Genomic DNA, 23942 nt, shown 5'->3' with positions numbered 1-23942 from the left:
AAAGCTTATTTCGATAAAAAAGCCATCACCCTTAGTTTAAGGCCGATGACTTTTTGTTACATAAATTATCTATTCGTGACTAGTTTCCAGTGCTGACCAGCAGAACCTGTATTATTTGCTTGAATAATATTTGCCCCCTCTGTCGTCGAACCCTGATCTACTGCCAGAACTTTTCCACTGTTACGATTAATAATATTGTAAAACTCACCTGAGGGTTCCAAAGTCCATTGCTGGTCATTCGATCCGTTATCATTCCATTGGACACTTTGAGCACCATTAGCTAATGAACCTCCTAAAATGCCCAAGTTTTTACGACTATTAGTATTGACCAGTTTCGTATAACCATCAGCTGTGCTGACTACAAACCAATTTTGGTCATGTGATGAAATTCCGCTGGTCCACTGAACCGCCTTCCCTCCATCTGCCATCGATCCCTGATAGATACCCAACACTTTACCACTATTCACATTAACCATTCGATAACTGTCCACCATAATATGTCCTTCATCTGGAACCAACCCCCACAGCTGATCAGTGCTGCCTGCATCAGCCTGCTGTATAACTTGGGCACCCTCTTCAGTAGAACCCTGCGCTATACCTAACGTCTGACCACTGTAACGGTTAACAATCTTGTAGTAGTTACCAGAGGCTTGTAAAGTCCACTGCTGGTCATCGGAATTGTTATCAGTCCATAATACGGCTTTGGCTCCTTCTGTTGTTGATCCTTCTAATATTCCGGCGACCTTTCCACTCTTTGCATTCACAATGGATTTGTAACCGTTAGGAGCATAACCACTTTCCGCAGTGGAAATGAGCCAATATTGATCCAAAGAATTAGTCCCGCTGCTCCATTGCACGAGATGATTGCCATTCGCAGTTCCGCCTTCCAATACACCTAAAGCCTTCCCACTTTTCACATTAATTAATTTGTAGTAACCTACGGACATATCACCATAATTCACCGTGTTTTTCCCACTAAAAAATCCGGCTTGAGGGATAAATAAGCGGCCATTGCTAAGCGGCAGTAGTTGGCGGTTATACCCTGCATCTACGGGCGGATTATATGGAACCCAGCTTCCGGATGCATCCACTCTAGAAGAGTTGATCAGCACTTCTTTTTTCCCTGCAACGTTTAATACGAGTCTTCCATCTCCCAAAGCAGAAATATAGGGACTTCCTCCGTACCCTACAAAATTTCCAACTTCAGTTGGATTCCAGCTCTCAGGATCTGCTGAAATTTTCAAATAATTGGGCACGCCCGGGTATCCTACCATCTCATAGGTCATTGCGTATTTATCATTGCCCATCTTAGCGATTGTAGGCATTCCTGGACGTAATTTGCTGTCTGCAAATGCCACATCAACTACCACAGGTCCCCAGTTCGTACCCTCCAACGTAGTCTGATGAACTAACTTCTGGGCATGGGCAGGATCACGTTCATCTGAATAATAAACAATGAGTTTGTTGTTGTGAACCAAAAAGAAAGGCTCCCAAATGGGATCGTAACCAATATCGTTTCGTCCACCTTCAGCAATGGTGCTTACATATGTCCATGTTCTACCTAAATCATTGCTTTTATATAATTCCAACTTGGTAGCTGCTTTGTTGCTTGGTACAGAGTTTCCTGCAAGAAGCATAGTACCCGCAGGCATGTTACCTATAGGTTGGGGGAGTTCAAACAATTCTGGGCAATTTAACATTCCCCAACCATTTTGAGTATCCTCCACTTCTCCAACCTGATTCCAAGTGACGCCATTGTCAACGCTTTCATAAATAGGGAAAACAGGGGTGGTATTAGAGGTTTGTTCAAACGTAGCATACATTTTGTTATTGTTGATGCCACTATATTTAAGCTGGATTGCCCTAGGTGATAAAGCCCCATAGGATGGTGAATCTACTGGTGGTACATATAAGACAGTAGGTCCGAAAGCGTTTACAATATTGCCGTTAAAGCTAATCCCTGTGCCAACCACTGTCACTAAAACCAACAAAAAAGACAAAACCTTCCTCAGTTCTCTTCTCAAAAGTAATTTCTCCTTTACTCTGGGATTTTTTAAACGAATACAGCTTCAATATAATTAATAAACGGATAAATGAGAATGTAATATCTCGACCGGATCATGCAATATGATTACTCAAGTAGATTATCATCCCCTCAATTAAATTTCGGGTTTAGATCTGATTTATAAAATAAGGGTGCCCCTTAGCCTTTTTATGGCTTTTAGGGCACCCCTTGGATGTGCTATACAAATGTTAAATGTCAAATTTATGTTTGGCGAGTCCTTCTACGATTTGGGGATCATTATGCGAGAAGAAAACACTCTGTTTCATATCTAATGTAGCTATTGTCTCTAAATCTTCTTGGTTTAATTCGAAGTCAAAAATATTAAAGTTTTCGATGATCCGTTCTTTATGCGTAGACTTTGGAATAGCAATCACGCCTCTTTGAGTTAACCAACGTAAAACTACCTGAGCAACGGATTTCTGATATTTTTCAGCGATAGAAACTAATACTTCATTATTGAAAAGGTTGTTTCGTCCTTCCGCAAAAGGTCCCCATGACTCGATCTGCACATTCTTTTCTTTCATATAATTCGCACTTTCGATTTGCTGTTGAAAAGGATGTGTTTCAATCTGGTTGATTGCAGGTGTAATTTCATTGTGGCTAATCAAATCAATTAGACGATCCATTTGAAAATTGCTGACTCCAATCGCCTTGATCTTACCCTCACGGTACAATTCCTCCATAGCACGCCAGGAACCATATACATCACCAAATGGCTGATGAATTAAATATAAATCTAAATAATCCACTTGTAATCGACCGAGCGATTTGGCAAAAGCTTTCTTAGTACGCTCATAACCGGCATCCTGAATCCAAAGTTTAGTAGTAATAAATATTTCTTCTCTTGGTACACCACTGCGTTTGATGGCTCTACCGACGGCTTCTTCATTTTGGTAAGCTGCTGCAGTATCAATCAGGCGATAGCCTGCCATAATAGCTTCATAAACGCTTTGTTCGCATTCGCTAGCATCATTCATTTGATAGACACCAAAACCAAGGATAGGCATCTCTACACCATTGTTCAGAGTTACTGTTTGCATATGAAATCCTCCTATTTACATGTTCTGTGATTAAGATTACAATAATTAGCCTAACAGGTTCGAGTAACACGAAGTCAAGCGACACTGAGTTCTTTTCGCATTCTTTTTAAGGAGGAATTACAATGTATACTGTGAAGGAAGTCGCCAAGCTACTGGGTTTGACTGAACATACCATCCGTTATTATACGGATAAGGGTTTAGTTCCAACAATACAACGGGACAAAAATAACATTCGTCTTTTTGATGATGACTCCATTAATTGGCTAACAGGTGTAAAATATCTCAAACAATGCGGAATGTCAGTAGAAGATATTAAAAGCTATGTAGACTTGTGTTTACTAGGCGATTCTACCATCCACGAACGTTATCAAATCATAATGGAGTATAAAGCTGCTGCTGCTGCTCAGTTGGAAGAGGCCAAACTTAAAGTCAAATATATGGAAGACAAAGCTGATCATTATCTAGATATTATCAATCAGGTAATCCCGGATGACACGAATCCAGCTAAATGGACAAAATCATGAACAAGAGGCAGATGAACAACCTTTGATTATCAAAGGTTGTTCATCTGCCTCTTAACTTGTTAGGAATCTACTTTTTCTTCTTGATGTGATATCTTTTCATTGTGATAAAGGACGAATTCGTATTTATTCCCCGTTAGTTGATCATTATAAAATACAATTTTACGGTTCAGTATATCTAAGTTTTGTTGCAATGCCTTAATTTCTTGTTCCACTTGTTGCTTACGCTGTTCAAGTAAATTTTTCCGTTCAGGAATTGTCTCGTCCCCCATAGCCCGCCACTCGGTATATTGCTTCAATTCTGCCATCGTCATTCCTGAATCTTTTAAATGAAGCAAAAATTGAACCCATCCAATATCCTGATCTGTATATTCGCGTAAATTATTGTCACTTCGATGTGGAGTAAGTAAACCTTCCATTTCGTAATATCTGAGCGTGCTCTTGTTAACACCGACGATTTCTGCAAATTCTCCAATGGAATAAGGCATGATCCCCACCTCTATTTCTAATTTTGTTTCTATTCAAAGGATATACTTAAATTAATAAAAAACCAAATGTCGGAGTATGAATCCATTTTTATGGCTTGCCTTAAAGTGTACTTTAAGGTCTATACTTCATTTTGAAGCAGTTAATCATCGATGAAAGGGATGTTCTTACATGGCTGAAAAACAAACAGCAGGCCGAGACTTATTAGGAGAATTCGCTCCGAAATTTGCTGAACTGAACGATGATATCTTATTCGGTGAAGTGTGGTCAAGAGAGAAGGACTTATCTCCACGTGACCGCAGCATGATTACAGTTACAGCATTAATCTCAGGAGGAAACTTCGAACAATTAACCCCACATCTGCATAAAGCAAAGGCAAACGGAGTCACAAAAGATGAAGTAGCGGAAATCATCACGCACCTTTCGTTTTATGTAGGGTGGCCTAAAGCTTGGTCGGCATTTAATATTGCCAAAGAAATTTATAAAAATTAAAGGAAAGAGGTTTTTATTATGGCTAATGAGCAACTAAGCAACAGTACTATCTTTCCACTCGGACAAAAGGTTGAAGCAAATTTTATAGGTGACGCATACTTGCAGATGATTTATACTGACACGACACCTTTGAATGCACCTATTGGGAATGTAACCTTTGCCCCGGGAGCTCGCAATAACTGGCACTCCCATAAAATCGGACAAGTATTATTAGTTACCGGTGGTGAGGGTTGGTATCAAGAAGAAGGCAAACCAGCTCAATTCCTCCAAACCGGGGATGTTGTGAATATTCCAGCGAACGTAAAACATTGGCATGGTGCTACAAAAGACAGTTGGTTTGTCCACTTAGCCATTTCACCCGGAGAAACAGAATGGTTAGAACCTGTTGATGCTGAGCTTTATAATCAATTGTAAAAAACCGCATCGGGTCTATGGATTCGATGCGGTTCTTCTTTTTCTAATGGCTATCTTGACTTCAATTTAGCCGGATTAAAGAAGTGAATTCTCAGAAAAATCGAGAATAAACTCAATGCCAAAAATAACACTCCTCCTAAAACGATGTATTGTGTACCCATTCCTGTTATGAATAATCCACCTACTGCTGTACCCATGGTTATTCCTAAGTTACCACAGGATAGGAATAAACCATTAGCAAAATCTGGCGCCTCAGGAACCGCAGATGTAATCCAGTATTGACTGATCGGATTACCTATTGCATAGAACAAACCCCATAATAAAACTGTTATGATCATAGGTCCTGTGAACGCACCCGTTACAAATGATAATAGATAAATGATTCCTAATATAATTGGGAATGTTATGACTGTTTTTATCGCATTTTTAGAGAGTAATCTTCCCCCTGCAAAGTTTCCAGCCAAGCTGGCTAATCCATATAGCAATAACACTAAGCTTAACGTCTTCCCCGAAATATGTGTAATAGACTCAAGGTATTCTGCGATGTAACTATTAACGCTAGCTGTTGCGGATCCAATAAGTACGACTGCAATAATGGCTAACCAAACAATTGGCTTTTTTAATAAGCTTATTTGAGATCCGTATGAAATTCTTTCCTTCACTGGCATGGAGGGTACAAATAATAACGTCGCTATGAAGGCTAGAGCGTTTACGATTGTAAAAAAGAACATCGCCATATCTACTGAGCTCTGACTAGCAATATAATTAGTGATGGGTACGCCAAGAACCATTCCTCCTGTCACTCCCAGCATGACTTTAGAGACAGCTTTTGGAGCTTCTTCCTTACTGACTGAAGTAGAAGCTACTGTCAAAGCCAACGAACAATAAACTGGATGAAAAAAGGCGGGAATCACACGAGCAATTAACAACATATTAAAGTTTGATGTGAAAATGGAAATGATATTCCCAAGAATAAAAATACCAAGTACAAGCAACATGACTTTTTTACGGTTTAAACTAGAGAATAATAACGGCATCGTAGGGCCAGCAATAGAGACAGCAAGTGCGAAGAGACTAACTAACAAACCTGCTTTGGAGACTGAAACATGATAGTTATCTGCAATTAAAGGTAACATTCCTATTACCCCCATTTCAGTTGTTAAGATGCCGAAGACTCCTATAATTAGAATGAGTAAATACAGATGATTTTGTTTTGCCATGTTAACCCCTTACCTATATATAATTTTGTTTTATACTCGAAAGTAAACACTGGTGAATTATTACCCTCATGTGTATTATTATAGATGAGCTGATTTTCTTCAATTAGCAAATATCAGTGATCCGTGTAATAATTCACACATTACTTCGATCTGTTAATTTTCTGCAGGAAAGTTGGTAAAGCTACGTGACAAAGGTTGATAGAAGAATACTTAAATCTCAGGCAGCCATAAAAAAAGCAATGACTGAACTGATGTCTGAAAAGAATTTCGATTCCATAACGATAAAAGATATTTCTGACAGAGCAGATGTTAGCCGAAGAACGATTTATCTACATTACGAGGATAAATACGATTTATTAGACAAGTTAATTGAGGAACATATCCATGAACTTAGAGAATCCTGCAGCACTGAGTCTGAGGTTAACTCAGCAAATCGTAAGTTGACCTGGTTCGAATATTTTGAACAAAACTATTTATTCTTTTCAGCGATGTTATCTAGTAAAGGAGCTCCCTTCTTTCGGAGCCGGTTTCTTGAGTTTGTCATTGAGGATATCAAGAATGAATGGGAGATGACAGAGGGGAAAAAACAGGGATTATACGAAGACATTATTCTTCAGTTTATTGCACCAGCGTACGTAGGGATCGTGGAATGGTGGTTTACTAACGAAATGCCTTATCCACCTGACATTATGGAAAATCAACTGGAAATTCTATTAGAAAATAACCTATCCTAAATTTCCAAATACCAAAAAAGCCCAACTTCTCCATAAACCGATGGAGGTTGGGCTTTAATTAATTATTTTGCTCAAGAAATTGGTAAACTGCCATCATCTCTTGTTTATTCAACTCACGAATACGATTGAAAATTGGAATTTCAGCAACAGCCTCAATATTTAAGCTTTCAGAAATAACGTCACTTACTTTACCCGTTAGCCAAGTTTGCACATCTATACCTTCAACAATTTCCTTACGCCCTTCATCATTGATGCCACTCGCATAACAACTAACACAAGGAATCGTTAATTTATATACGCCATCATGAAGTCCATCTTCCGAAATAACTTTTTTTCCTTTACAGAATGGACAGGGATGGCTTGCTTTAATCTTATTAATTAAGGTGACGATTTTTTTGTAACCAAACGCTTCATAGACATAAGTCAGCTTTTTATATTTTCCATTAGTGAAATACTTATCTATGATATTTTCTCTTGTTTCGTGGATATTGGCAAAATCACAGATCGTAATCCGGTTATTCCTGCTGATGGATTCGATACTGCCGCTAATAATGTCCCAGAATGGCAAGGCGTTTTGTAACACCATTTCATATTGCGCAAAACTTCCTAACTCTAGTTCAAGCATTTTTAGAGCGACTTGTGTTTCCCTGGGTAATAGAGAGACCTCTTCTGTCAAAACCATATCTCCGCCCACGATGGCTTTCATTTTTTCTAGTACCTGTAATTCACCAACGGTGCTAATGACTTGATCAAGGGGCATCCCAATAAGCTCGCGAATATCAGTGTCGCCGAATTTAAGCTTTTTATGATGATTTAACACCGTTCCTTGACAGATTGGACAGGTAATCGTTTTTTTGGACGCTTTAATATACTCTTTAATAATTGATTTCGAGATGACCATATAGTTCCCGATAATGGTATTAAAGCCTTCCCAAGTTCTCGAGGCTTTAGCTGCTTTATCATAGAAGGACTTTTCCCAATACCCGTATAAAAAGGTGTGTTTTTCAGCTTCTGTCATCTCATTATAACTTTTGCTAATATCCTGTCCGAGCTCATTCTTTAACTCATCAAAGATGAATTTTATTTTTGGTAATTGATAGAATTTCAGAATCTCCATCGCATCTGGATGTAATGAGCCGTCCCAAAAAGGTACGTTCTTGTCCTGAAGTACAATATCAAAATCAAATTCTTCAATCACACGGCGACCCTTACAGCTTGGACAATGATTGTCTGATTGATAGAAATCAAAGCTTTTTGTATCCTTATTAGTGGGATGCGCTGCCACAATATGGTTGATCAAGCCACCCATTTCATAAAGGAAAGTAAACTGACTATACAAGTGTCGTTCCAGATCAATGGCGATGACAGGTGCAATCGTATCCGATTCATATTCACCATAAATCAGGCGGGCCATGGAGGATAAGCTTTTTAATATGCCACCTTTATAGATGTTTTCTGCATTTTTAAAATAGGCGATCTGATCTTCTTTTAAATAGGCAATTCCATTTTGTTGCTGGAGTGTTGAAGAAATGTGCGCAGGCGCCACGCTATCTGCACTGTTTTGTTGACGATAATAATCATCATGACTGAGAACATCAAGATGCTCCACAGGTGCAAGCTGTCTTTTGCCAAAATCAACGATAAAATCAGAGTTATCTAACATATAAGAATTATGTTCAATCATGATTATGGAGACAGATTCATCCTGCAAAATGTCCCTAATACTGTCAATGAATTGATTTAAAATATTTTGTGATAAACCTTTGGAGGGCTCGTCAAAAATAAAAAGTGTATGTGGATTTCTGGAGCCCGCAAACAGCTCAGAAACTAAATGGACACATTGAAATTCACCCGTGGATAAGGATTGTGTTTTTCGCTCCAACGTCAAATAACCAAGTCCAAGCTTGATCAATAAGCTTAGTCTTTTATGAGCAATGTCCTCATTTGGCAGTTCAACAATAATATCTTCAATCGAGCGCTCAAAAATATCATCAATATCCTCACTGTACTTTGTGAGTTTCCTTTTAATATCAAGAAAAGTGGCAACGGTCGAGCGACTGGTAATCGACTGATTTCGATCTTGCCCTACGATCACCAGCTTATCTTTGGAATAACGCTTTAGAAAATCTTTGACCATACATTCATTAACCAGCGTAGATTTACCACATCCGGACTCACCAGTAAAAGTTACCAGTCTATTTTGGGGAATCTGAATCTCGACCATTTGAATATTACGGCAATAAAGATCATGAAATTGATAATATTCTGCAGGTGCTGCCTGATTTAGTTCTTTATTGATGGGCTCAGGACGTGGTGATTCCTCAACTATTTTCCCGCCGTATTTGCCACTACCAGGTCCAAAGAACAAGTGTTTATCCGCTGTATCCAGCACCGTGTCAGAATGGTCAATGAGCCAAATTTGATTTTTATATCCCAATTGTTTAATCTCCGCTAAAATCTTCAATAGCGTTTGGTGATCGAGACCCACGGAGATTTCATCAATGATAATCACGGTATTTTCACTTGTTGCCATGAATTCTGCCAAGTAAAGTCGTGTTAATTCTCCGCCTGACAATGTACCCATAATACGATTTAATGTTAAATAACCAATATTCATATTGATTATATTTTTCAGAATTTGTTGTTTACCCTCACTTATATTAAGCTTTTCTGCTAGTTTAAAAATGGTTTCGATGCTAAAGTCGTTTAGATCGGAAATACTCTGTGATTGATCCAATAATTCAATTTTATATTGTTCAGCTGCTTGATTGTAGCGTTTTCCTTGACACTTTTTACACTCGATATTTTTTGTAGTTCCACGCCCCTTACAATCAGGACACCAACCTAATTCATTATTAAATGAAAAAACCTCTGGAGAGAGATTATATTTTTCAGCAAGAGTGACACGAATTTCAGTAAACACACCTGTATGTGTGCCAATGGTTGACCGAGGATTTGAAGATATGGATGACCTACCAAGAAAAAGAACAAGGGGCATTGCTTCCATTTTGATCGCACTGAAATTAGTCTCCATAATATTTGGGAATAAATACTGGTATTCAGCTTTTGGCAATAAGGAAACGAGACGTTTTTTTGATTCTTCCCCAATCGTTTGACAAAAAGTTGTTTTACCAGATCCAGACAAACCAGCAATTCCTAACGACTCATCCACTGGCAGTACCGTTTCTAATCTGTTAATATTGTTCGCAATTAATTGATTTATTTTCATAGTAAGCTCATCTCATCTCCATTCTCTTCATCTAGTATTGCCATGATTTATTCCATTAAATAGGGCACTTTCCCTGTTCCAGAAAAGCGCCCTATTCTTGAATTACAATTCTGCTAATACCTTTTCGAGCTGACCACCCATATTTGTCCAAGCATATTTAGCACCCTCGATGGCTCCTTGGCGGGCTTTCGTCTCTTCACTAAATCCTGATTGATCTAGATGGAGATTAACCTTCCCCTCTGAATCTTGACTCACAGTCCAAGTAACAGTAGTACTTTCTCCCACACTATTCCAAGTATAAGATAACGTATGAGGCTCATCCACGATGAGTACTTCGCTATCTACAATTCCATCCCACCATTCATTTGGCTCAGCACGGAATTGAAATTTATGACCAACGACGGGTTTAAAATCATTACTCCAAATCCATTTCGCAAGCGTATCCGAATCCGTTAAAGCATTCCATACCTTCTCGATCGAACTTGTAAATTGAAAATCTAATGATACATCTGGTTTCATAGTTATTCCTCCAATATAAGTTTTAATTTATCAATTCTTTGCTTCCAGAATCCTTCATAAAAAGATACCCAATCTTGAATTTCTTTCAAAGGATTGGCATTCAACCGATACCTCGTCTCTCTGCCAACCTTTCGAGCAATTACGAGACCAGCATCTTTAAGTATATTTAAATGCTTCGAAACGGCTGTACGACCCATTTCAAAATGAATCGTTATCTCATACAGAGGTAATTCATCAACATCAGCCAGAATTTGAAGAAGCTTTCGTCTTGTTGGATCCGCAACAGCGTCATAAACATCCCTCACTTGACTATTGTCGCTCACAACCACCCCCACCTTTTCCGTAATATTTCCTGTAATGTCACCTAGTATCCATCTTTATTACCTAATAGGACACCATTTGGTGTCTAATTGATTATAAGACACCAAATGGTCACATGTCAACAATCCAGAAAAAAAAGCATTACCAAGAGCAAGTCCAGCTTAGGACTGCTTTTGATAATGCCTCCAGATGAATCCTTTCGTTTTACGATTTAATATTTAATCTAATTGTTCTCCATTAGTAGCGATAACATTTTTGTACCAATAAAATGATTTTTTCTTCGAACGTTTAAACGACCCGTTTCCTTTATCATCCAGATCGACGTGAATAAAGCCATAACGCTTTTTCATTTCACCCGTTCCAGCAGAAACAATGTCTATGCAGCCCCAAGGTGTGTAACCTATCAGATCCACATGATCAATTTCGATAGCGTTTTTTATTTCTTTGATATGATTTTTTAAGTAGTCGATACGTTCATCATCATTGATACTACCATCTTCTTCAACCTTATCTATGTTGCCCATTCCATTTTCAACAATAAACAGAGGTTTTTGATAGCGATCATATAGCTCATTTAATACAAAACGCAGACCTTTTGCATCGATTGGCCAACCCCACGGTGTTGCTTTAAGATACGGGTTAGGCGAACCTTGTTGTCCACCAGTTGTTGTTGTGTTAGGTGAAAAACGATCAAATACAGTTGTACGGTAATAAGAAAACGCTAGAAAATCGGAAGTATACTGCCTTAGGATCTCTTCATCACCAAACTCTGTTTTTAACTCGAAATTATATTCATCAAAAATGGCTTGGGCATAATTTGGATAATAGCCTCGTAAAATTACATCTGAGAAAATTAACGCTTTTCTTCTGAATTCATAGGCCCCAAATACATCATCTGGATGACATGTTGCTGGATAGATCCCTGATAATGCCAACATAGCTCCCATCTTAAAGTTAGGATTAATCGTTCGTGCCAGTTTATTAGCTAAAGCCGAAGCAACCATAAGATGATGGATAGATTGTAATTTGTCACCTGCATCAGCGAGGGGAGTTTCGCCTTGATTAGAATGGGTTCCTTCCTTGATATTATTTGAAGCTAACCCCAAAGTCCAATAGCCTCCAAGCACATTCACTTCATTAATAGTGACCCAATATTTCACTTTGTTTTTCCAACGCACAAATATAGTTTCGGCGAATCTTAAATAGAAATCAATTAGCTTACGGTTGGTCCAGCCCCCATACTTATCAGCCAGATTAAGAGGCATATCAAAATGCAATAATGTTACCAGAGGTTCAATGCCGTATTTCAGCAATTCATCTATAACATTGTCATAAAACTCCAGTCCCTTTTCATTAGCTATTTCATCATCACCATTTGGAAAAATTCTCGTCCAAGAAATGGATAATCGATAAACTTTAAATCCCATCTCCGCAAATAAAGCAATATCTTCCTTGTAATGATGGTAGAAATCCGTCGCATTATGACTTGGGTAATAATATCCTTCTTTTAAAATGCCTTTAGCTCCGATTGGTATGCAGGCACCTTGTCCAATTACTCCTTCGCGGCCATCGGGAAATTGATAAAATATTTTGCGCGGAGAATCTTTTGTGCCATCAGTCATCAGATCAGAAACGGCTAATCCTCGACCTCCTTCATTGTAACCACCTTCATATTGATTAGCTGCAGTTGCACCACCCCACAAAAATCCCTGTGGAAATCCCATGCTGTTACCTCCTTCTTTTTACTCAATCTAATATTTTGCTACTAAGCTAAAACGCTTTCAGTTTCATTACTACGGTTATCCTGTTCTTCTTTATATTTCTGGTTATCTAAAACTTTGAAGAACGGGAAGTAGATAAGAATCGCTACCACGAAATTAACCAGCTGCAAGACAATTCCCGAGATACTTTGAGTTACTAAATATCCTGAAATAAATATCGGCGTTGTTGGAGGTGGCAATGCTCCGATTGGTTTGGCCACGATTCCTAAAGACATGGATAGATATGCGAGCAGAACAGTAACGATTGGAGTGATGAGAAACGGAACTAACATAATCGGATTCAATACAATCGGTAGTCCGAATAGAACGGGTTCATTAATGTTGAATAAGCTTGGTCCAATACCTATTCGTCCTATTTGCTTCATCTGCTTACTTTTGGAGAACAGGAACATTAAAACAACTAGACTTAGCGTGGTACCTGCGCCACCTATCCAGATAAAGAATTTGAATTCTGCAGTAGCGATATTCTCAAGAGGCATGCCTGCAGAGAGTGCAGAGGCATTGGCTGCTGACAGCTGAAGCCAGACGGGCAACATAATGGTGCTGCCGATAATAGAAGAACCGTGCAGACCTACAGCCCACAATAAATTGGCAAGTAAGAAAACAATAATAGTTCCTACTAAGCTTGTCCCAACAGCAGTTAAAGGTTCTTGGAGAAGTTGTGCCACAATTTTGTGAACGCTCTCAAAAGAGGTGAAGTTCTCAACGAGCAAACGAATCGCGACAACGCTCATGACTGCTACAAACCCCGGAATTAGTGCTGTAAAAGATCTCGCAACTGTTGGCGGAACTCCGTCCGGCATTTTGATAACAATATCCTTTTGGACAATCTTGCGGAATATTTCTGTTGTCAAAACGGCAATGATCAATCCTACGAACAATCCTTGGCTAGTGAAATAAACAACATTCACCGCTGTGGTAGTCACATTATCTACCGTAAAGGTTGAATTAGGTGTGATAATAAAGAACGAACATAAGGCTACTATCCCAGACGATAGCGGATCGACTTTATAACTCTCTGCTAATCGGTATGCCACGCCAATAGTAGCAATTAAAGCAATTAGGTTAAATGTGCCACCGTAGGGATACAACAAGGCAGTTTTGATACCTGGATGAGCAGTTAAATAATCTAAATAGGCTGGAATGGGCAGATAAGCTAGTATTAAGAATACTGAACCAATAATTATAAATGGGATAGTCAAGACCATCGCATCACGGAGTGCAGATAAGTGCCTTTGTGCAGCTATTTTCCCCGCAACAGGCATTACCTTTTCTTCTAAGAAGTCCGTTATTTTCATATGTGCTACACTTTCCTTTCTTGAAAGGGGTATTTTGCAGCGTTAATTTATTTATTTCGCACGCTTATATAGTTCAATCATTTCTGTAACAAGCAGAGAAATGGTTTCTACACTCATTAGTTGATCTTCAGCATGAACAAGAATCAGTGAGAATTGAAGTTGTTCTCCATTTGCTTCTCTTTTGATTAATGATTTATGCATTTTATGGCCTTCTCTAAAAAATTGCTTTGATTCTTCTAACTTCTCTTCCGCTCCTTTAAAGTCTCCCTCTTTTGCTGCATAAAGCGCCTCCATTACTGAGCTTTTAGCTGCGCCAACGTTGCTTATGATGTTAAATGCTACAGTATAGTATTCCTCTTTCACTTCATCTACCATTACTTACCGCTCCCTTCGTTTCTCTCTATTTGCTTAATTGCTTATTTGCTCTCAATTATCTTTAATGCTTGTTCTAGTACTTTATCGCCGTTCATCATACCGTAATGCAGCATATCAATCGCTTCAATCGGAATATTTTTACCGACCAGTTTAGCTTCTAATTGTTTTTTCATAAATTTCACTTGAGGACCTAATAGGATGACGTCTACGTTTTTTTCTTGTAAAGTAAGTTCAATTTCAGTAACTGGTTTCGCGAAAATATTAGCTTGTATTCCTTTTTCCTCAGCGGTCTTTTGCATTTTAGTTACTAATAAACTTGTACTCATCCCTGCATTACACGCTAACATAATTGTATTCATTATTGTTCTCCCCCTTAAATACTGTTGTATTTACTAACAACCTCAGTTTATCGCTAAACAGCTTTCTTTTTAAGCGAACCTTTTTCCAAAAACAATAGGAAACGTTTGCAGTGTAAAAACGCAGATTCATTTCAGTAACTCTAAGATTTCTTCCGCAGAATCTTTAACAAGAATTTGCTCAACGATCTCTTTATCATCAATAAGCGAACCAAGTTTCTTATACATGCTATCTAGATCGCCACTATTTCCTTCTTTTATATTTAACAGACATATTAACTGCACCATCTGCTTATCATTCCAACGAATAGGCCGCTTTAACGTACATAACGTCCAAAAGGTTTCTTTCGTTACGGGAGTAGTTGGATGAGGAATGGCCACCAGATTACCAAAGCTTGTTGGAGCCAGTACCTCCCTTTCTAATACTAAAGATTCATAATGGTCGGGAACAAGACCTTGCTTAATCAGCTCACTACTTAAAAAATGAATAACACTTTCCTTTGTTGTTAATTCTTTTTTCACAAATATCCGGAACGGATCAAGATAAATATGAGCTTCTCCCGGCTGTTCTGAAGAAGATAAGAGATTCCTGATCTGATCCAGATCCGTATCGTCTAGAAAGGTTTTTACTACATGAACAGGTATTCCTATATTTTCCTTGATAGGGATTGTACTGATGACTAAATCAATAGAGGATAGATCGGTTTCTGCTAATTTATAATAGCTAATTGTATTTACAACATGAATCTTGTTTTCGAATAGATTGATTAAACGGTAATAGAGTAATTTTGCACTTCCGACACCTGAGGCACATACAAGAATAACTTTTTTGACCTTTTTATTTTTACTTTTCATTCTTTCTAAAGCAGCACCAATGTGTAAAGCAATAAAAGCCACCTCATGTTCCCCAACTTCTAAATCTAAAAAGTTGTTAATACACTTGCTGGCTATAAGAGCTCCTTCAAAAGCCGCCGGAAAATTTATTTTAATTTCTTTTAACAAAGGATTTCGAATATTCATTTTATACCTGATTCTGTTCATCGCAGGCCTGATATGAAGGGTCAGAGCTTGAATAAATTCAACGTCACCATTAAAATCCCAATTAGATTCGTTTTTTAATCTATTCAGTATACATCTTACAATGGTTCCCACTTCATCCAGCTTACTGTACTCTGACAAACTTTCTTTTGGAAGCAACTTCGTACCCACCAAATGGATAATAACATAGTTGATCTCCGAATCAGGAAACTCTAGTCCGGTAAAGTCTTCTATTTCTTTAACAATTTCTTGGCTCACTATTTTTTCAAAAGGATAATCTTCTTTTAGATGTACTGAAGGATTATCAATTAGAAAACCCTCTTCAATTCTCTTGCAAGCTATAATTAAATGGACGGCAAGGTTATCTAAAGAAATATCAGATATTTCGATTTTGTAGTTGTTTACTTTATCAACGATTATTTCTTTTACTTTTTTGTATGTATCTTTATCAAATAAACTAGAGCTCATGTGAGTTGGATCGAGTTCTTCTTCTCTTTTGTATAAATAATTGGACAAACATATTCGTTTCATAAATTCATCCCCCTCTATATACAAGCCGTAATGGGGGCGGTTTACTATACTCAGGTTGTAATTTTCTAGTATTTTACGCACTTCTTTTAAATCATTTTGTATTGTGGATTTAGAAACAAACATCTCATCTTCAATCGTCGCTAATTTGATATAGTTATTTTTCAACAAGAAACGGTTCAGCAAATAAAAGATCCTATTGTCTTGTTCAGAAAAGTCAATCGTAGTATAACTGATCTTATCACTTGTTAAATCACCAAATTCCTGATGAAATAGATTTATATCAGTAATTTTTGCTGCGAAGCCTTTCCCACGAATCAATTCTATTTTCAGGCCTAATCCGGAAGATATATTTTGTAGTTCCTTTAAATCATTACGGATCGTTCGATCACTAACATTCAGTTCTTTAGAAATCCATGCAGCTGTGACAGGTTGATTAGAATTAATTAAGTATAAAAGTATTTCTTTTTGCCGCTTTGAAAACAATTCTATCCCTCTTTCTTATCCAGAGTATGAATATGAGCTAATATTAACTGAAGCATACATTTACATACATTTGCTCATTTTTTTATATCGGTTACAATATCACTTCCTAAGAAAATTTGATAGTGTTCTTACAGTACCAAACGAAACAGGCGTCCTCATTTAAGAAGACACCTGTTTGAATTTCAGCTTCGTTTGACGAGTTATGGGCAAGAAATATGCGGGTTAACTCAACTTCTGCTGCAGTATAATTGCTAGTTCTTCCGCTGAATCCCACACAATAGGACGAATATCCTTAAGCTGTACAAAAAGTTTATCCGCCTCAATACTGTTTACGGTCCATAATACGGGTATGTTTAAACCAAGTGCATATCCCGCCGAAAAATACACCTCTGGGGATTGCCCCGTTAAATCTGCGATAATCAGTTTGCTTTCTGCGATTTGATCCAACTCGTATTTTTCACCGTTCTGAGTTTTCGTATGTGTTAATAATCGCGGCAGGAAACCACACTGCTCTATTTTGGGCAATAACTTCTCCAGCCATGTTGTAGACAAATTCTCTTCATCCGACACGAGCACGAGGCAAGGTTTTAGTTTCTTCCCTCCAGCGCTTTCCGCAGCTTCATTCCAGCCGGTTTCAGTAAGCTTAAAGGTCATGCCTTCCCTGATCAAAAGCTGATCACTTATCAACTTGTCTATGATGTATACCAGCTCTTGCAGATTGGGAGAATACGTCAAGTTATAGCTGCTTGAGAGGGGTTGAATGACAACCGCTTCCCCCGGGCCCTCAGAATGTCTATATAAATATTGCAGTAGACGGTTCCCTTTATCTTCAATGCTCACAGGTATTTTGGGTGAATTTACAATGGACTCTAAATCTTCAGCAGATATAATAATCTTTTCATCACAATCAGTCAGCTCACGTATGTAAGCCGATACTACATGCAGCATGTCGCGTTTCTTTTGATGCGGGAGCGAATTAATGGGTTCGTAGCTGTCTCTACGTAGACTATAAAACCCGCCTGGTGAACAAGAACAGCCTATATATCTATCATTATCGCCTTCTGGTTCAATGGAAACAATCTCATCACAGAACAAACAGTGTTTCTTAATCATGACAACTCTTCACCTCTTATTAAGTGTTAGCCTCTACCTTACCAATATTTTTTTGAAAAGTAGACAAGAAGATATTTCCTGTAGCAGGTTATCCCAAGGCGTAAACGTAATATCTCGAGGCTCGAATGTAGATTTTATTCAATAAAAAACCGACATAGGAATCAGCTGTAAACTGAACCATCTGTCGGTTGATATAACCTTGGAGCCGGCGTTTAGGATTGAGATAAACCTTCTATAACTTTATCAATATTCCATTTGATCATCTTAATGTATGTGTCGCCTTCTTCGCCTTTCTTAGCTAAAGAATCGGTGAAAATCTTAGAATGTATCGGTACTCCCGTTTCATTTGCGATAGTTTCCATTGTTTTTGGATTTACGCTAGTTTCCAGAAATAATGCAGGCACTTGATTTTCATCAATGATGTTAATTATGTTTTTCATTTGTTCTGGCGTCCCTTGACTATCCGTATTGATCTCCCAGATAAAAGCTGATTTAAATCCGTAAGCTTTAGAAAAATATTTGAATGCTCCTTCGCTGGTAACAAGGATACGTTTCTCTTGTGGAATTTTTTCGACTGCTTCTTTTGCATATTGATCTAATTCATTCAGTTTCTTAACATATTCCGATTGATTATTAAGATAAAATTCTTTGTTGTCGGGATCTTTTTCGATTACACGTTTTGTGATGATATCTACATATTTTATTGAATTCTGTATATCCAGCCAGGCATGAGGGTCTACCTGAGTTTCTTTGCCTTTTTCTGTTAGATACATTGGAGATACTTCATCTGAGACTGGAAAAGCAACATCTTTTTTATTAGTCACATCAAGAAGATCTTGAAACCACCCCTTACCTGTTTCTAGGTTCAAACCGTTATAAAATACTAAATCTGCACTAGAAACCTTACTTGTATCCTTGGGTAATGGATCGTACATATGCGGATCTGTTCCGATGGGTACCATACTGTAAACTTCAGCTTTCTCCCCTACAATGTTTTCGGTCATATCAGCGATAATGGAGTATGTTGCAACAATCTGCAGCTTATCATGGTCTGCTTCTCCTTCACTAACCTTTGAACATGCAGTAAGAAGTACGATAAACATTGTCAAAGAGAGTATTTTTATGGTCTTCATCCTTGTTTCAACCCTTTCCTGAAAAAATTATTTTTGGGTGAGATTATAAATGAAATTCCGAACATGCTTACGCCGACCAGAACAATCGTGGCACTTGTAGGTAAATTGAATTTAAAGCTTACAATTACACCTATAATTCCGGATACAGCACCGATTGTAGAAGCCAGGATAATCATGTGGAACAGCTTATTCGTCCAGAGATAGGATGTAGCAGCCGGAATAACCAGCATTGCAATCACAAGCACAATTCCTACTTGAGATAACGAAGATACGGTAACCACAGATAGGAGCATCATCAATAAATAATGATAGAACCCTGTTTTTAACCCATAGGCTTTGGAAACAACCGGATCAAATGAACTCATTAAAAGCTCTTTATACAGCAATGAAATGATGGCAATCACAACAATCATAATAATAAAGGATTGCATTAACTCCGACTGTGGGACGGCAAGAATATTACCAAACAGAATGTGAGTTAGGTCAAGCCCGCTTTTGGCAAAAGTAATTAGGACGATACCTAGCGCAAAAAATGAGCTAAGAATAATGCCGATAGAGGTGTCACTTTTAATATTGCTGCGACTTGTAATAAATTGAATGAGAACTGCTGCTAATAGTCCAAATAGTGAAGCTCCAAGAAGAATGTTGATTCCTAAGATATAAGATAAAGCCACCCCGGGTAACACCGCATGTGATAACGCATCTCCCATTAATGACATCTTTCTAAGTACAATAAAGCTTCCTAAAACCCCTGATACAATTCCAAGAATGATAGCAGATAATCCCGCGTTAAGTGCATATATCGGAATATTTAATACCCCTGAGAAATAATCAATCATGATCTGTCGCCCCCATCCCTTTGATCACCAGATTACCTAAGGAGGCACCATAGGCGCTGAGGATATTCTCTGGCGTAAAGGTGTCTTTAACATCACCAAAAGCAATTAATTTCTTATTGAGAATGATGACTTTGTCAAAATATTCTTCGACCTCATGCAAATCGTGATGAACGATGAGTATGGTTTTTCCTTCTTCGCGAAGTTGTTTTAACAGCTTTACAATGATTTTCTCACTGACTAAATCTATGCCTACAAAAGGTTCATCTAAAAAAAATACATTTGCTTGTTGTGCAAGCGCCCTGGCGATAAAAACTCTTTGGAGTTGTCCCCCGGACAGATTGCTAATTTGTTTATTCGCAAGATCACTTATATCCACCATCGCCATACATTCCTCGACTCTTTGCCGCTCTGTTTTTCCGGGACGCTGGAAGATTCGCAAATTTGGGTAAGTTCCAGTCAGTACTGTATCCCTTACCGTGATTGGAAAAGAAAGATCAATGTCATTCTTTTGCGGCACATATGCGATCTTCCGTTTGTACTCTGAAATATCTTTTCCCTCCACCATAACTGATCCTGTTCTCTTCTTTATCACCTCTAACAATGACTTAATAAATGTAGATTTCCCGGCACCATTTGGTCCGATAATTCCGATTGAATACCCAAAGGGAATATCAATATTTACATTTTCTAGTGCAGAATTACCGAAATAATCTACGTTTAGGTTTCTGATTTCAATCATAAAAAAACTCCTTATCTCTGTTAAGTTCATATGTAGCACTGTTCTGTTCACCTGGTTAATTTATTTCCTAATAGAAACAATGATTCCTTTGGTCCAATTTGTTTCCCTAGGTAAACTTTTATTCTTATATACAATATATTTACCCGAGGGCAATATGTCAACAACATTCCTTCAATCAACAAAAAAAAAGAACCCAAGTGATTTGAGTTCTTTTTCATTATTTCAATATAAAAATCTCATAGTTGCAGTAGTTTTAAGCATCTAGGCTGCATCAGATATCCCCCAGAAATATGCTCTGCCTGCAATCCAATCATATATTCTCCTGCCGTGGGGAAATACAGCTCACCTACTTGAAAGCTTTGAAAATTGCTAACCCCGTCGGTAGAAATAACTTTCGCTTGCAAAATTTGATCCGCAGCCTTGATGAGGTAGACTCCTCCACCGCCATTCTCTCCTTCTTCGCTGCGATATTCGATACTAACCTGAAATCTTACCGGAACTAATGTCCGGACATGCCAAACTGCGGTATCCTCTCTATCCTTCCAGTCCAACAGATTATCATGGTCTTTTTTTCCTGTATCGTAACGAAGGGTTGGACCAAAGATCTCACTTTCAAATACCCCTAATTCTAGTAAGGTATCTTCTCCAAAGTCCAATAATCGGACTGGATTACCTTCTACAGGTTCTGCACAGACAATTGCAATGACCAGCGGCATGTTATTAGAATTTTCGGCAAAGTTCGGTAAACTGGGGAGTTCGACTTCCAGATCCTGCTCAGATAGCTTTGTGAAAATCAGCTCCTCCCCTCCATCTAAAGCAAATACCTTTTGAACAGCGGTCTTCAGACCGGGGACGATTAGCTTATTTCCCTTCTTAAGATCGAAAACATGTAGATATAATGTATTTCCTTTCAGAGTGCATCTGCCCCAAGACGGTTTGGCTGTGGGCGATTCTCCAGCACCGTAAATGCTATCCCCATTGGTATTTAACCAATCTCCTACTTCAAGCAAAATCGATTCGGATACCGGATCCCATTCCCCTGTTGCTGTTGGACCGATATTGATAACCAGATTCCCATTTTTGCTAACCACATCGATGATCTGGCGGATGATAGTTACAGGGGATTTCCAGTGGTGATCGGACCTCTTATACCCCCATGAGTCATTTAACGTAATAATATTCTCCCAGTACTTACCAAGGTTACGAGTCGTAAGTTGATTATCAGATGTATTTGAATAATCTCCAAGTGGTGCTTTCCATACTCTGCTATTGATCAAACAATCTGGCTGAAGTGCATGAACCGCCGCCAAAAACGCTTCTCCTTGCTCACGGGTCAGTTTACCTCCGCAATCAAACCACATTAAACCAACTTTTCCGTAGTCCGTCAGCAGTTCACGGACTTGAGGGATTGATTTGCAGTGCAAATATCGTTCAAAGCGGGTGCTTTTATCGGTATCATTTATCCACGTTTGAACGTCATCATAAGCGCCGATATTCAGTGGATAATCCCAGGTATTCCCTTGAGAGTCTGGATCATGCCAATCCATCGCATGGGAGTAGTAAATTCCGAATACCATTTCTTCCGCACGACATGCCTCCATTAGTTCCCGAAGGGGATCACGGCCCAATGAGGTGTGCTTAACGATCGAATATTCGGATACACTCGAGTCATACATCGCGAAGCCGTCGTGATGTTTAGCTGTAAAGATGATATATTTTAGACCAGCACGCTTGGCAGTCCGCACCCACTTCATTGCATCAAAAGCTGATGGATTGAACGCCGCGGCCATTTCCTCATATTCAGCAACTGGGATCTTCGCGCGTAGCATAATATGCTCACTATAAGAAGCTTGTATTTCTTTTCCCTTCCATTCACCCGCAGGCAGGGCATAAGGGCCCCAGTGAATAAACAAGCCTAGCCTGGCTTCCTGCCACCATTCCATACGCCGAGCCTGCTCGTTATCTATCGGAGTATCGACCGACTGTATACTATATGGATCATCGAGAAGGTTTTCTGTTGTTTTTTCGTCCCTTACCATAACTGAAGAACGGCTCCGCGGAGTTTAGATACAGCCTCGACGAAGAAATAATCGCCATAGATCAGTGGCGTATCGATGTGCACACCCCCTGGAAGATTGGATGTTCCAGAAAGAATCAAGCCCTCCTCTTCCGGAATGTCCCAAGTCCCATAATTCTCATAAAGTGAGCGAACGATTTGTTCTGCGGCTCGCAGGTAAAAAGAGGCTTCCGCCTGTGGTACGATCTTTGCCAGCTCGATCAAGCCACATGCCGCACATGCACCAGCAGAGGTATCACGCGGATTTTCGCCTGCATCAGGTGACCTGAAGTCCCAGTGAGGTACATGATCCTCCGGAAGATTAGCCAAGAAGAAGTGCGCAGCTCTTTTAGCTCCCGATAGAAACTTGTTCTCTCCGGTATAGTGGTAAGACAAAGCAAGGCCGTAAATCATCCATGCGCTGCCCCGTGCCCAAGCGGATTCTTCCGCGTAACCCTGACCGGCCATAGCTCCGATTTTTTCTCCTGATTCCGGGTTGAACTGCAGAATATGATAACTTGATCCATCCGGACGTAAAAAATGCTCCACTACCGTTTCCGCATGCGCAGCGGCGATATGCCGGAATCGCGGATCCTCTGTAACTTCCGATGCCCAGTATAATAAGGGCAGATTCATTACAGTATCAATGATGGACCATCCCGCCCGGTTTATCTTCTCCGTGTCATGCCAGGCTCTGATAAATGACCCTTTCAGGTTAAAGCGGCTGGCCAGTTGAGCGGCAGCCATCAACCCGCGCTGCTTGGAGCGTTCATTACCAGTCACTCGGTAATTGGCCAAAGCTGAGAGTGTCCATATAAAACCAGCATCATGATGTACGGTAAGGGCATAAAGAGGTTCATCCAATTCCTCTTCAATTTGCTCGGCGATTTCTTGCAGTGCCGGATGATTACCTTCTGCGGCAATCTGCCACAAAATACCCGGCCAGAACCCTGCTGTCCACCACGATGGACGCATGTTATCGTATACTCCGCTCACGGAAGCATGCGGAAAACTAACACCAATTCGCTTACTAGTCTTTTCCACTTTATTTACAATTTGTTGCCATGCGCTATCCGCCCATTCCAGAGTAGACTCCGAAATCAGCAGTTCGCGAGTTTGTTGAGTTGGCAGTACTTCTCCCATTTTAGTTCCTCCTGTT

General features: G+C 39.1%; 22 protein-coding genes. 4 read left to right on the top strand and 18 right to left on the bottom strand.

Annotated features, from left to right (window positions below):
* Window positions 1-65: 65 nt before the first annotated feature.
* Together MKZ09_RS17325 and MKZ09_RS17320 are read right to left on the bottom strand one after the other, a co-directional pair.
* On the bottom strand, window positions 66-2024 hold the full coding sequence (locus MKZ09_RS17325; protein WP_081394236.1) for an RICIN domain-containing protein: 1959 nt from the start codon (window positions 2022-2024) through the stop codon (window positions 66-68).
* Between the two features lie 229 nt (window positions 2025-2253).
* Window positions 2254-3105, bottom strand: a complete 852-nt coding sequence (locus MKZ09_RS17320; protein WP_076203859.1) for an aldo/keto reductase — start codon at window positions 3103-3105, stop codon at window positions 2254-2256.
* Between the two features lie 122 nt (window positions 3106-3227).
* On the opposite strand from MKZ09_RS17320, the gene MKZ09_RS17315 reads away from it, so the two are divergent.
* Window positions 3228-3629 (top strand): MerR family transcriptional regulator, encoded by a 402-nt coding sequence (locus MKZ09_RS17315; protein ID WP_076099241.1) that lies wholly within the window; start codon window positions 3228-3230, stop codon window positions 3627-3629.
* Window positions 3630-3688: 59 nt separating this feature from the next.
* Here the strand turns inward: MKZ09_RS17315 and MKZ09_RS17310 are convergent, their stop codons facing one another.
* The gene (locus tag MKZ09_RS17310; RefSeq protein ID WP_076099242.1) at window positions 3689-4114 is read right to left on the bottom strand and encodes a MerR family transcriptional regulator; all 426 of its coding nucleotides are present in this window, start codon (window positions 4112-4114) and stop codon (window positions 3689-3691) included.
* A gap of 169 nt (window positions 4115-4283) precedes the next feature.
* Between MKZ09_RS17310 and MKZ09_RS17305 the strand changes: the two genes are divergently transcribed.
* Together MKZ09_RS17305 and MKZ09_RS17300 are read left to right on the top strand one after the other, a co-directional pair.
* Window positions 4284-4604 (top strand): carboxymuconolactone decarboxylase family protein, encoded by a 321-nt coding sequence (locus MKZ09_RS17305; RefSeq protein ID WP_076133295.1) that lies wholly within the window; start codon window positions 4284-4286, stop codon window positions 4602-4604.
* 18 nt (window positions 4605-4622) lie between these two features.
* A complete protein-coding gene (locus MKZ09_RS17300) occupies window positions 4623-5018 on the top strand; it encodes a cupin domain-containing protein (RefSeq protein WP_076133297.1) in 396 nt (131 codons plus the stop codon).
* A 50-nt stretch (window positions 5019-5068) separates the two neighbouring features.
* Here the strand turns inward: MKZ09_RS17300 and MKZ09_RS17295 are convergent, their stop codons facing one another.
* A complete protein-coding gene (locus tag MKZ09_RS17295; RefSeq protein WP_076203863.1) occupies window positions 5069-6238 on the bottom strand; it encodes an MFS transporter in 1170 nt (389 codons plus the stop codon).
* A 185-nt stretch (window positions 6239-6423) separates the two neighbouring features.
* On the opposite strand from MKZ09_RS17295, the gene MKZ09_RS17290 reads away from it, so the two are divergent.
* Window positions 6424-6972 (top strand): TetR/AcrR family transcriptional regulator, encoded by a 549-nt coding sequence (locus MKZ09_RS17290; RefSeq protein WP_076133301.1) that lies wholly within the window; start codon window positions 6424-6426, stop codon window positions 6970-6972.
* 58 nt (window positions 6973-7030) lie between these two features.
* On the opposite strand, the gene MKZ09_RS17285 is transcribed toward MKZ09_RS17290, so the two are convergent.
* From MKZ09_RS17285 to MKZ09_RS17220, 14 genes are all read right to left on the bottom strand, one after another.
* Window positions 7031-10201, bottom strand: coding sequence for an ATP-binding cassette domain-containing protein (locus MKZ09_RS17285; protein ID WP_076203866.1), 3171 nt, complete (start codon window positions 10199-10201; stop codon window positions 7031-7033).
* Window positions 10202-10303: 102 nt separating this feature from the next.
* Complete coding sequence (locus tag MKZ09_RS17280) at window positions 10304-10720, bottom strand: SRPBCC family protein (RefSeq protein ID WP_076133304.1); 417 nt, start codon at window positions 10718-10720, stop codon at window positions 10304-10306.
* A 2-nt stretch (window positions 10721-10722) separates the two neighbouring features.
* Window positions 10723-11043, bottom strand: a complete 321-nt coding sequence (locus MKZ09_RS17275) for an ArsR/SmtB family transcription factor (RefSeq protein WP_038571021.1) — start codon at window positions 11041-11043, stop codon at window positions 10723-10725.
* Window positions 11044-11259: 216 nt separating this feature from the next.
* On the bottom strand, window positions 11260-12765 hold the full coding sequence (locus tag MKZ09_RS17270) for a glycoside hydrolase family 1 protein (RefSeq protein ID WP_076203870.1): 1506 nt from the start codon (window positions 12763-12765) through the stop codon (window positions 11260-11262).
* Window positions 12766-12806: 41 nt separating this feature from the next.
* The gene (gene celB / locus MKZ09_RS17265) at window positions 12807-14120 is read right to left on the bottom strand and encodes a PTS cellobiose transporter subunit IIC (protein ID WP_076133308.1); all 1314 of its coding nucleotides are present in this window, start codon (window positions 14118-14120) and stop codon (window positions 12807-12809) included.
* Between the two features lie 51 nt (window positions 14121-14171).
* Complete coding sequence (locus MKZ09_RS17260) at window positions 14172-14495, bottom strand: PTS lactose/cellobiose transporter subunit IIA (protein WP_076105685.1); 324 nt, start codon at window positions 14493-14495, stop codon at window positions 14172-14174.
* 41 nt (window positions 14496-14536) lie between these two features.
* Window positions 14537-14854, bottom strand: a complete 318-nt coding sequence (locus MKZ09_RS17255; protein ID WP_076203874.1) for a PTS sugar transporter subunit IIB — start codon at window positions 14852-14854, stop codon at window positions 14537-14539.
* Window positions 14855-14980: 126 nt separating this feature from the next.
* A complete protein-coding gene (locus tag MKZ09_RS17250) occupies window positions 14981-16903 on the bottom strand; it encodes a BglG family transcription antiterminator (protein ID WP_256719185.1) in 1923 nt (640 codons plus the stop codon).
* Window positions 16904-17125: 222 nt separating this feature from the next.
* Window positions 17126-18016: a hypothetical protein gene (locus MKZ09_RS17245; protein WP_076203881.1), complete on the bottom strand. Its 891-nt coding sequence runs from the start codon at window positions 18014-18016 to the stop codon at window positions 17126-17128.
* Between the two features lie 212 nt (window positions 18017-18228).
* Complete coding sequence (locus MKZ09_RS17240; RefSeq protein ID WP_076203884.1) at window positions 18229-19149, bottom strand: metal ABC transporter substrate-binding protein; 921 nt, start codon at window positions 19147-19149, stop codon at window positions 18229-18231.
* Window positions 19146-19988, bottom strand: coding sequence for a metal ABC transporter permease (locus tag MKZ09_RS17235; RefSeq protein WP_036677866.1), 843 nt, complete (start codon window positions 19986-19988; stop codon window positions 19146-19148). The genes MKZ09_RS17240 and MKZ09_RS17235 overlap by 4 nt, the downstream gene beginning before the upstream one ends.
* Window positions 19981-20724, bottom strand: a complete 744-nt coding sequence (locus tag MKZ09_RS17230; RefSeq protein WP_305953768.1) for a metal ABC transporter ATP-binding protein — start codon at window positions 20722-20724, stop codon at window positions 19981-19983. The genes MKZ09_RS17235 and MKZ09_RS17230 overlap by 8 nt, the downstream gene beginning before the upstream one ends.
* A 239-nt stretch (window positions 20725-20963) precedes the next feature.
* Window positions 20964-22766 carry an alpha-L-fucosidase gene (locus MKZ09_RS17225; RefSeq protein ID WP_076133317.1) on the bottom strand — a complete coding sequence of 601 codons (1803 nt, stop codon included), beginning with the start codon at window positions 22764-22766 and terminating at the stop codon, window positions 20964-20966.
* Window positions 22760-23926 (bottom strand): glycoside hydrolase family 88 protein, encoded by a 1167-nt coding sequence (locus MKZ09_RS17220; RefSeq protein ID WP_076133320.1) that lies wholly within the window; start codon window positions 23924-23926, stop codon window positions 22760-22762. The genes MKZ09_RS17225 and MKZ09_RS17220 overlap by 7 nt, the downstream gene beginning before the upstream one ends.
* Window positions 23927-23942: the final 16 nt, after the last annotated feature.

This window comes from Paenibacillus sp. FSL R5-0908, from assembly GCF_038006245.1.
GTDB lineage: Bacteria > Bacillota > Bacilli > Paenibacillales > Paenibacillaceae > Paenibacillus_AQ > Paenibacillus_AQ odorifer.
Note: the sequence above shows the minus strand (reverse complement) of the source record. Positions and strands in the feature narration are given on the sequence as shown.